Raw genomic sequence first — 10,284 nt, 5'->3', positions numbered from 1 at the left:
TATATTACGCTTTCCTCCTTCAGAGTCAACCTCTTTTTCAGAAGTTTTTCTCCGGCGGTTCATCTTACTGAACCTTCCGACCCGGTGGCCTGTAAGCCGTTGTTCCGTGTCAGTGGAGGCGCATTATAGGGAGTTTCTGACGGGTGACAAGTGTTTATTGAAAAAAACTTTCTGACTGATTTAATTTCCAGCAAAAGCGGCAAAAACGCCCTGATTTCGGCTGATTTTCAACCAAACCGCCGCCTGATGCAGACATTTACGGATAATTGTGCAGAGAAAGAAGATGCTATTCTTGCTGATAATAATAAATCCCGACGCCCCTTGATGCTTTATATAGAAGAATAAGGATGCTCAATGATCAAATCCGCGCGCAGTATGGCCGGTCTTCCCTGGATTGCCGCAATGGCATTCTTTATGCAGGCACTGGATGCCACTATCCTGAATACCGCCTTACCGGCTATCGCGCAGAGTCTTGATCGTTCTCCGCTGGCAATGCAGTCTGCCGTTATCAGCTATACCTTGACCGTAGCGATGCTGATTCCGGTCAGCGGCTGGCTGGCCGACCGTTACGGTACGCGCAAAGTGTTTATCGTGGCGGTTTCTCTCTTTACATTGGGGTCGCTGGCCTGCGCGCTGTCAGGCTCCTTAAGCATGCTGGTGATTTCACGCATTGTGCAGGGCATTGGTGGTGCCATGATGATGCCGGTCGCCCGACTCGCGTTATTGCGTGCTTATCCGCGTAGTGAACTGCTGCCGGTACTCAACTTTGTCACCATGCCGGGTCTGGTCGGCCCGATTCTTGGCCCCATGCTGGGCGGCGTGCTGGTCACCTACGCCACCTGGCACTGGATCTTCCTGATTAATATTCCGATTGGTATCGCCGGCATTATCTATGCGCGGAAATATATGCCGGACTTCACCACGCCCCGCCGTCGCTTCGACCTGCTCGGCTTTCTGCTGTTTGGTTTAGGTCTGGTGCTGATAACCAGCGGCATCGAGCTGTTTGGTGAGAGGATTGTTGCCGGATGGATTGCGGCGGCGGTGCTGCTGAGTGGTATTGTGCTGCTTCTCTTCTATATAGGACATGCGCGTCGACACCCAATGCCGCTGATTGGTCTGCCGATGTTTAAAACTCGCACCTTCTCGGTTGGCATCATCGGCAATATAGCCTCGCGACTGGGAACCGGCTGTATCCCGTTTCTGATGCCGCTGATGTTACAGGTTGGTTTTGGCTACTCGGCGATTCTGGCAGGTTGCATGATGGCTCCCACCGCACTCGGCTCAATAGTCGCGAAATCCACCGTGACTCAGGTATTGCGCTGGTTCGGCTATCGCAAAACACTGGTCTCGATTACCGTCATCATTGGTCTGCTGATTACCACCTTCTCGCTGCAAACACCGGGAATGGGAGTCATGATGTTAGTCATTCCACTCTTTATATTAGGTATGGCGATGTCGACGCAGTTCACCGCCATGAACACCATTACCCTGGCAGACCTGACTGATGAGAATGCCAGCAGCGGCAACAGCATGCTGGCGGTCACACAACAGCTGGCGATCGGCTTTGGTGTGGCGGTCAGTGCTGCGGTATTGCGGATGTATGAGAATTTCGACGGCACCACCGTGCAGAACTTCCATTACACCTTCCTGACCATGGGAGTGGTGACTATGCTGTCTGCGCTGGTCTTTATGCTGCTGAAACCCGGCGATGGCCGTCATCTGATTGCCGATCGTGAAAAGCGCAGCAAGAAGGCTTAACGTTCAGCGACCGATGCACGCTCTACCAGTTCCGGCGTCAGCACCAGCGTTTGCTGGCTGGCGCCGGGATCGGCCAGCCGATGAATCAGCGTATCGATGGCCAGTTCCCCTAACTCATCTTTTGGCTGATGAATGGTGGTTAATGGCGGCGTCAGATAACGCGCCAGTTCAATATCATCGTAGCCGATGACCGCCACATCCTGCGGCACCGATAATCCGGCCTGATACAGCGCGTGATAAACCCCGACTGCCATGGCATCGTTGCTGGTAAATACCGCCTGCGGCACTTCACTCAACGTCAGTAACTGATTCATGGCGTTATAGCCGCCCTGAAACTCAAAATCACTGTCAACAATATAGCCGGGCAGTACAGGTAGCCCCGCCGCCGCCATTGCTCGCTTATACCCTTCAAGGCGCAATCGCGCCGGGGTTTTATCCAGCGGGCCAACAATACAGGCAATGCGGGTATAACCGCGCGAGATCAGATAGTCGGTGGCCATCTCGCCACCCAGCAACGAATTATCCTGAATAATGTCGCTGCTGCCTTCAAACGGTGCCCAGTCCATCATCACAGAAGGAATAGTGGGATAGCGATTCAGGATTTCGGCGGAAGGCAGATGGCTTTCAGTACACATAATTAGCAAGCCATCGACACGCTTTTGCAGCAATGTTTCCAGGCTACGGTTCATGCGCTCTTCATCGCCAGCGGTATTACACAGCACCAGGCTGTAACCGCGTTCATAGCAACTATTTTCTACCCCACGCACCACTTCCGCATAAAACGGGTTACTGCTGGCGGTAAGCAACATACCGATGGTACGGGTTTGATTGAGTTTAAGACTGCGCGCCAGCGCCGAGGGCGCATAGTTCAGTTGCCTGATAGCGGCATCGATTTTTTCGCGCACTGCGTCACTAACAAAACGATTGTTATTAATGACGTGCGAAACCGTAGAGGTAGAAACGCCCGCTAAACGGGCGACATCTTTCATCGTGGCCAACGAACTTACTCCTGCTGCTGCAAGAAGCTATCAATCTCTTCACGCCACGGAACGGAAGGCTGTGCACCGTGGCGCGTCACTGCAATTGCTGCCGCAGCATGGGCAAAACGCACGGCTTCTGCCATCGGCTGCTTTTCCAGCAGCGCGGTAAGCAATGCACCATTAAAGGTATCGCCCGCGGCAATGGTATCCACCGCTTTCACCCGGAAGCCTTCAATACGCTGACCTTGTCCGTTATCACTCAGCCAGACACCGCGACTGCCGAGGGTAATCAGCACTTTCCCGATCCCTTTGTTATGCAGCACCGCAGCGGCACGAGCGGCATCGTCATCAGTGCTGACAGGAATGCCGGTAAGAATCTCGGCTTCGGTTTCATTCGGCGTGATCATATCAACCAGCGACAGCAACTCATCGGAAAGCTGCGTTGCCGGTGCCGGATTCAGGATAACTTGTGTCTGATGCTGACGGGCAATGCGCGCGGCCGCCAGCACACTCTCCAGCGGCGACTCGAGCTGCATCAGCAACGCCGATGCATCGGCAATAGTTTGCTGATGAGCGGTGACACGCTCAGGGGTTAACGCCGCATTGGCACCCGCATGAATTGCAATCGAGTTTTCACCTTCACCATTGACGAAAATCAGCGCCACGCCGGTCGCGGTAGCTGCCACCGCTTCAACCGGCGTGATATCAATGCGGTCCGTTGCCAGCTGTTTACGCACACGCTCACCAATATCATCTTCGCCAACGCAGGCAATAAAGGCGATATCCGCGCCGCTGCGACCGGCAGCCACCGCCTGATTCGCGCCTTTACCGCCAAAAGCGACCTGATACTGCGTACCGATCACCGTTTCACCCGGACGAGGAAACTGCGCCAGATTAAGGATGTGATCCGCATTGATGCTGCCAAGAACAGCCAGTTTACCGGTTTTCGTCATAACTCAATCGTCCCAAAAAGTGCGCCACCAGATAAGGTGGCGCTGTGCCTGCTTTTCTTTGATTTATTTGGTGACCAGCTTCAGGTCTACCGGATTGATCGCCTGCACTTTTTCGCCTTTCAGCACTTTATCAGCGGTTTGCACACCGATAACGCCAATCTGCTCCGGCATCTGAGCCACGGTCGCGGCCAGTTTGCCGCCTTCAACGGCTTTCACACCGTCATCGGTACCGTCGAAGCCCACTACCACCACATCAGATTTACCGGCAGTTTGCAATGCACGCAGCGCGCCCAGTGCCATTTCATCATTCTGTGCGAAGACTGCCTGCACATCCGGGTGCGCGGTCAGCAGGTTCTGCATAACGTTCAGACCTTTAGTCCGGTCAAAGTCAGCAGGCTGGCTGGCAAGAATAGCGAATTTGTGCGCATCGGCGGCCTGTTTAAAGCCTTCACCGCGCTCACGCGCCGCAGAAGTACCGGCAATCCCTTGCAGTTCGATAATTTTGGCGCTTTCGCCTACTTTCTTCGCGATAAAGTCACCGGCCATTTTGCCACCGAAACGGTTATCGGAGGCGACATGACTGACAACCTTGCCCTGCGCCGCTACGCGGTCGAGGGTAATAACCGGGATATTCGCCTGGTTCGCCATTTTCACTGCGTTACCAACAGCATCAGAATCGGTTGGGTTGATCAGCACCAGCTTCGCGCCACGTACGGTCAGATCCTGCACATTAGCCAGCTCTTTCGCCGGGTTGTTCTGTGAATCCAGAACCACCAGGTTATAACCCAGTTTGTCGGCTTCTTTCTGTGCGCCATCCTTCAGTGAAACAAAGAACGGATTGTTTAATGTGGACACCACCAACGCAATGGTGTCTTTTGCCAGCGCGTTGGCGCTGAGGGTGGCGCTGAGCAGTACGGCAAGTGCAGTCAGTTTTTTCATTTTCATTATGTTATTTCCTGTCCAGGTATAGAGAGTTATTTACTGCTTTTGTTATCCACCAGCACCGCCAGCAAAATGACCGCTGCTTTAACGATCATCTGGTAGTAGGAAGAAACACCTAATAAATTCAGCCCGTTGTTCAGGAAGCCAAGGATCAGCGCACCAATTAGCGTACCGACAATCCGTCCTTTACCGCCTGCCAGGCTGGTACCGCCCAGCACCACTGCCGCAATCGCATCCAGCTCGTAACCCGTACCGGCCGTCGGTTGTGCGGAAGAGAGACGCGCGACTTCAATGCTCCCCGCCAGTGCCGCCAGCATGCCGCACAGTGAATAAACGATGATTTTTACCCGATTAACATTAATGCCGGACAGCTGAGTCGCCGCTTCATTCCCGCCTAACGCATAAATGTAACGACCTAAACGGGTGTGATGCAGCATGTACCATGCCAGCAAAAATACCCCGGCCATCAGCCAGATCGGCGTCGGAATACCCAACGGACGACCAATACCAAACCAGCCAAACAGATCGGCGTTCTCGTTAAAGCCGGTATTGACCGGGCTACCATTGGTATAAACCATGGTGACGCCGCGCAGCAGTAACATCATCACCAGCGTGGCGATAAACGCCTGCACCTTGCCTTTGGCGACAATCGTGCCGGTGATCGCGCCGATAAACGCGCCCAGCGCCAGCGAAGCCGCGACCGCCACCAGCGCATTCACCTCCAGCCCGACCAGCGATGCCGCCACCGCACCGGTCAGCGCTAATAGCGAGCCGACCGACAAATCGATACCGGAAGTAAGGATCACCAGCGTCATTCCTACCGCCATAATGGCGTTAACAGAGGTCTGCTGCAGAATGTTGAACAGGTTATTGACGGTAAAAAAGTTCGGGCTGAGGCTGGAAACGATCGCGATCAGCACCAGCAGGGCAATCAGCGACTTTTGCTCAAGCAGCCACGCTTTGCTAAAAAAGCGGCGACGTGCCGGTAAGGTTTGAGTACTCATAGATGTGCTAACTCCTCGCTGTGTTGCTTACCCACAGCGGCAGCCATAAGGGCTTCCTGCGTGGCTTGTTCAATCGGGAAATTGCCGCTCAGGCGGCCTTCATGCATCACCAGAATGCGATCGCTCATGCCGAGCACTTCCGGCATTTCCGACGACACCAAAATGATACTCAGCCCCTCTTCTTTAAACTGGTTGATGAGCTGATAAATCTCTTTCTTCGCCCCGACATCAACGCCACGCGTCGGTTCGTCGAGTATTAATACATTTGGTCGGGTCATCAGGCCGCGGGCGATCGCCACTTTCTGTTGATTACCGCCGGAGAGCAGGCCAATCGGCTGTTCCATCGACGGCGTTTTCACCTTAAACAGGCGAATAAAATCACTGACCGCCATGACTTCTTCGGCATGCTTCAGTCGCCCACCGGCGTGGCTGAAGTAGCGCAGCGCGGTCAGTGACATGTTCTCTTTCACTGACATGCCTAACACCAGGCCATCGCGTTTACGATCTTCGGAGATATAGACGATGCCATTGGATAAGCCCTGCTGCGGCGAGCGCGTTTGCACATCGCGACCATCAAGCGTCACTTTACCGCCGGTACGCGGCAGCGCACCGTAGAGCACTTTCATCAGTTCAGTCCGGCCCGCGCCCATCAGGCCCGCGATACCGAGAATTTCGCCTTTACGCAGGGTAAAGCTGACATTTTCCACACCCGGCCCGCTGAGATTCTCCACCTTCAGGCGCACCTCACCCGGAGCCTTATCAAGGCGCGGATACTGATCTTCCAGCTTACGACCCACCATCATCTCAATCAGCGACTCTTCGCTCAGGCTTTCAACTGTGCGTTCGGCGATAAACTGGCCGTCGCGAAATACCGTTACGTCATCGCAAATCTCAAAGATCTCTTTCATGCGATGCGAGATATAGACGATGCCGCAGCCCTGCGCTTTCAGCTCATTGATGACGCGGAACAGCGAGACCGTTTCGGTATCGGTCAGCGCATCGGTTGGTTCGTCCATCACGATCACTTTCGACTCAAAGCTGAGCACTTTGGCGATTTCTACCATCTGCTGATCGCCAATCGATAAATCACCGACCAACTTATGACTGTTAAAGCGCAGATTCAGCCGTTGCAGCAGCGCATCGGCGGCGGCATACATTTTCTTCCACTCAATGCGGCCAAAACGATTAACGAATTCGCGTCCGAGGAAAATATTTTCCGCGATGCTGAGCTGAGGAATCAGGTTAAGTTCCTGATGAATGATGCCAATCCCGGCTTCCTGCGAGGCTTTCGGACCACTAAAACGGGTCTCTTCGCCCAGCCACTGCAGCGAACCGGCATCGCGGGCATAAATCCCGGTTAGCACTTTCATCATGGTGGATTTACCGGCACCGTTTTCACCCACCAGCGCCATCACGCGGCCAGCATAGACCGACAGTGCGGCACCGGAGAGGGCTTTGACGCCCGGAAAAGATTTATCAATGCCTTTCAGTTGCAGTAACGGTTGCATGCCAGCCTCAGAAGGTCACGCCAGCGCACAGGATGACATTCGCATAGGGAGAACACTCCCCACTGCGAATGACCGCCTGACTACGCTGAGTCTGTTGTTTGAACTGTTCATGACTGGTGTAACTAATGGAGATAATATTTCCCTGAAGTTGTTGCACGTTTTCGAGCAGAGCGACCAGCTCGCTATGAAGCTGCGGATTGTGCTGCTTAATCTCTTCCGCAATGATGGCACTTTCTACCTGCATCTCTTTCGTTACGGCTTCAGTGACCTGGATAAAACCAGGAATACCGTGCGTCAGCGCTAAATCAATGCGTTGCGGGCCAGCAGGAATCGGCAGACCGGCATCGCCGATCACCAGGCTGTCGGTATGCCCCAGTCGGGACACCACGTAAGAAATATCAGAATTCAGTAAGCTGCCTTTTTTCATTTTCCACTCCAGAGCGAAACGTTTCGCTGACCGGCAGTGTAAAAAAAGCACAGCGGAAAACAACGGGGATATGAAAGAAGTGTGATCGCCATCGAAACGTTTCGCTGGCGGCAGGAAAAATTTGCCTTAGGCACTAAACCTAAGGCATTAACGTGGTGATTACAGCAGCTGACTCAGGTGCAGTTGCCCCATCAGTAAGTGATTGTCGGCATAGTCTACCGGTATCGCCACCACCGCCGGGCCCGCCACATCCATGGCTTTGCGCAGCGTTGGCTCCAGCGCATCGGCACTTTCTACCGCAAAACCCGCAGCGCCAAACGCCTCGGCATAGGCTTTAAAATCAATCGGGCCAAATTTTACTCCGGAAACCCGCTGATATTTCTTCTCTTCCTGCATTGCCACCATATTGTAGGCATCATCGACCCAGATAATGTGCAGGATATTCGCCTTCAGTCGCACCGCGGTTTCCAGCTCCATGCTCGACTGCATAAACCCGCCATCACCGGACACCGACACCACCTTACGGCTCGGATCAACCAGCCAGGCACCAATCGCCCACGGCAACGCCACGCCCATGGTTTGCTGGCCATTGGAAATCATAATCTGGCGCGCCCGGAAGCTATACAGGTAACGCGCTATCCAGATATGAAAACTGCCCATATCGACGGTCAGCGTGACATCACTGTTAATAATGTCCTGCATCGCCCGCACGATGCGCAACGGATGCAAGGCAAACTGACTGAGCTGATGGCCGCGAAGCGCCAGTAACTCACGTTGCGTCTGCCGATCTTGCAGGATTTCCGCCGACGCACTGCTGAGTTGCAGCGGCGCGTTGATGCGCCGCGCCAGTTTATCAAGCGTCGCGGCAATATCACCCACCAGCTCGGCATCCGGCAGATAGCAGTTGTCGGTTTCTGCTGGCATCACATCTATATGCACCAGCGTGGCGCTACCGCTGTTCCACATCGCCGGCTCATACTCCACCGGACTGTAGCCGACGGTAATAATCAGATCCGCCTGGCGCAGCAAACGGTCACCGGCCTGGTTGTTAAATAAGCCGACACGCCCGGCAAAGCGCGAAAAGTGTGACTGGCAAACCGCACCGGCCGCCTGATAAGTGCTGGTCACCGGAATATGGCTGCGCTCAAGCAGGCGATGCAACGCCGCAGCGTTATCCGGCTGGCTGGCCATTAATCCCAGCAGTATCACCGGGTTTTTGGCTTCAGCAACTTTACGGGATACGGCTTCAATGGCGCTGTCCGGTGCCGGGCCGAGCAACACATTGCCGCGATGATTCAGCACGTTGCCACGCACCGGCTGATCAACAATATCCTGCGGCAGGCTGACAAAAGCCCCGCCTGGCCGCCCTAGTTCGGCGCTACGAAAAGCATTGGATAACACTTCGCCCAGCGCATCCGGCGCAGTGACTTCAACCGCGTATTTGGTCACCGGCTGGAACATGCCGACGGTATTCATACTCTGATGGACCAGCTTGGCACTGTCCGCACGTTTTACCGCGCCGCCGATAGCCACCAGCGGATCGCCTTCTGAGGTGGCGGTCGCCATACCGGTAATCAGATTCGAACAGCCAGGACCGGAAGTGACCAGCGCCACGCCCGCTTTACCGGTCAGACGGCCTACCGCAGCGGCCATAAAGGCAGCATTCGCTTCATGGCGCACCGGAATGGTTTCAATGGTGGAGTCCACCAGCGAATCAAACACTTTATCGATTTTGGCACCCGGAATGCCAAACACCTGTTTCACCCCTTGCGCCTCAAGCTGCGCTACCACCAGATCGGCCCCATGGGCCCACTGCCGGATATCAGTCGCCGTTTTCATATGCTCTCCGTTTCTGGTCATTAGCTCTCAACGCTGCGGATAGCATCGTCAAGGTCATCGGGATTAAGGTTGGCTTGCAGGAAATCAGCATCCTCAGGCAGATCAATCACCAGCTTGCTGATCTCGCCAAAGGTCAGGATCCCCTGATGTAGCTGGTAATCAAGCACGTGGCCGCCGCCCTGACGATCCTCAGTAATAAAGTGCTCGTGGTAACCCGCAACATTGATTCCCTGCATATATTGCGGCGTGCGGAAACCGATCAGCACGCCGTTACGCTGGTTGAAATGGAAGGTCGGTTGCTGCTCAACCGCCTGCATCATCGGTTTGTACGGACGATGCTGACAGGGCACGGTGCGGGTATCCACCTGCGAAAAATGGCCTTCAAGACGCAGCGCGCAGAACTGGTTATCAGATTTAACCTGCTGATTAATGACCTGATGCACCTCTTCACGACTGGCTGACTGCGAAAAGGGATGGCGATACTGCGGGCGGAAAAAGGTCATCACCGCAAACGGCGTTTTTTGATCGTGACGGGCTTCATTAGCCGAACCGTCAGCGCGAAGCTGATACACCTCACGATCGAAGGCAATCAGTTCGCCATCAAGATGATTAAAGGTGCCGAGACCAAAATCGCCCTTCTTCAATAGATCGCCAATGGTGGTACTGCCTTCATACACGCCACTGAGCAGAGCACTCATTAAAGAGGTCTGATAGATAACACTTTCTGGCCTTTGTTGTTGCAATGCTGTGACGGTAGAACTGAGCTCTTCAGCACAGAAACAATCAGTTAGATGATGCTCCATTGTTTCTCTCCTGCATTAAATATTAGCAAACGTTAACTGAATATTGACTCGATTCAGCTCAACATACCAA

Annotated in this window: 10 protein-coding genes; 2 read left to right on the top strand and 8 right to left on the bottom strand. The window is 54.1% G+C overall.

The window, feature by feature from the left end; translation table 11 throughout:
- Positions 1-150: 150 nt before the first annotated feature.
- A complete protein-coding gene (locus NG42_RS16905; protein WP_052901209.1) occupies positions 151-345 on the top strand; it encodes a hypothetical protein in 195 nt (64 codons plus the stop codon).
- Between the two features lie 9 nt (positions 346-354).
- Entirely contained in the window at positions 355-1,758 is a 1,404-nt protein-coding gene (mdtD, locus tag NG42_RS16900; RefSeq protein WP_052901206.1) for a multidrug transporter subunit MdtD, read from the top strand.
- Here mdtD and rbsR read toward each other — a convergent pair.
- The 8 genes from rbsR to budA all read right to left on the bottom strand — a co-directional run bounded on the left by rbsR (position 1,755) and on the right by budA (position 10,214).
- Positions 1,755-2,756: a ribose operon transcriptional repressor RbsR gene (gene rbsR, locus NG42_RS16895; RefSeq protein ID WP_206541915.1), complete on the bottom strand. Its 1,002-nt coding sequence runs from the start codon at positions 2,754-2,756 to the stop codon at positions 1,755-1,757. The genes mdtD and rbsR overlap by 4 nt on opposite strands.
- 5 nt (positions 2,757-2,761) lie before the next feature.
- Positions 2,762-3,691, bottom strand: coding sequence for a ribokinase (gene rbsK / locus NG42_RS16890; RefSeq protein ID WP_052901201.1), 930 nt, complete (start codon positions 3,689-3,691; stop codon positions 2,762-2,764).
- Between the two features lie 63 nt (positions 3,692-3,754).
- The gene (gene rbsB / locus NG42_RS16885) at positions 3,755-4,636 is read right to left on the bottom strand and encodes a ribose ABC transporter substrate-binding protein RbsB (RefSeq protein WP_156322123.1); all 882 of its coding nucleotides are present in this window, start codon (positions 4,634-4,636) and stop codon (positions 3,755-3,757) included.
- A gap of 29 nt (positions 4,637-4,665) precedes the next feature.
- Complete coding sequence (rbsC, locus tag NG42_RS16880; protein WP_052901198.1) at positions 4,666-5,637, bottom strand: ribose ABC transporter permease; 972 nt, start codon at positions 5,635-5,637, stop codon at positions 4,666-4,668.
- Positions 5,634-7,145 carry a ribose ABC transporter ATP-binding protein RbsA gene (gene rbsA, locus NG42_RS16875; RefSeq protein WP_052901196.1) on the bottom strand — a complete coding sequence of 504 codons (1,512 nt, stop codon included), beginning with the start codon at positions 7,143-7,145 and terminating at the stop codon, positions 5,634-5,636. Before rbsA ends, rbsC begins: the two co-directional genes overlap by 4 nt.
- A 7-nt stretch (positions 7,146-7,152) precedes the next feature.
- Positions 7,153-7,572, bottom strand: a complete 420-nt coding sequence (rbsD, locus tag NG42_RS16870) for a D-ribose pyranase (protein ID WP_052901192.1) — start codon at positions 7,570-7,572, stop codon at positions 7,153-7,155.
- Positions 7,573-7,731: 159 nt separating this feature from the next.
- The gene (alsS, locus tag NG42_RS16865; protein ID WP_052901189.1) at positions 7,732-9,411 is read right to left on the bottom strand and encodes an acetolactate synthase AlsS; all 1,680 of its coding nucleotides are present in this window, start codon (positions 9,409-9,411) and stop codon (positions 7,732-7,734) included.
- A 20-nt stretch (positions 9,412-9,431) separates the two neighbouring features.
- Entirely contained in the window at positions 9,432-10,214 is a 783-nt protein-coding gene (gene budA / locus NG42_RS16860; protein WP_052901186.1) for an acetolactate decarboxylase, read from the bottom strand.
- Positions 10,215-10,284: the final 70 nt, after the last annotated feature.

This window comes from Winslowiella iniecta (genome assembly GCF_001267535.1).
GTDB lineage: Bacteria > Pseudomonadota > Gammaproteobacteria > Enterobacterales > Enterobacteriaceae > Erwinia > Erwinia iniecta.
Note: the sequence above shows the minus strand (reverse complement) of the source record. Positions and strands in the feature narration are given on the sequence as shown.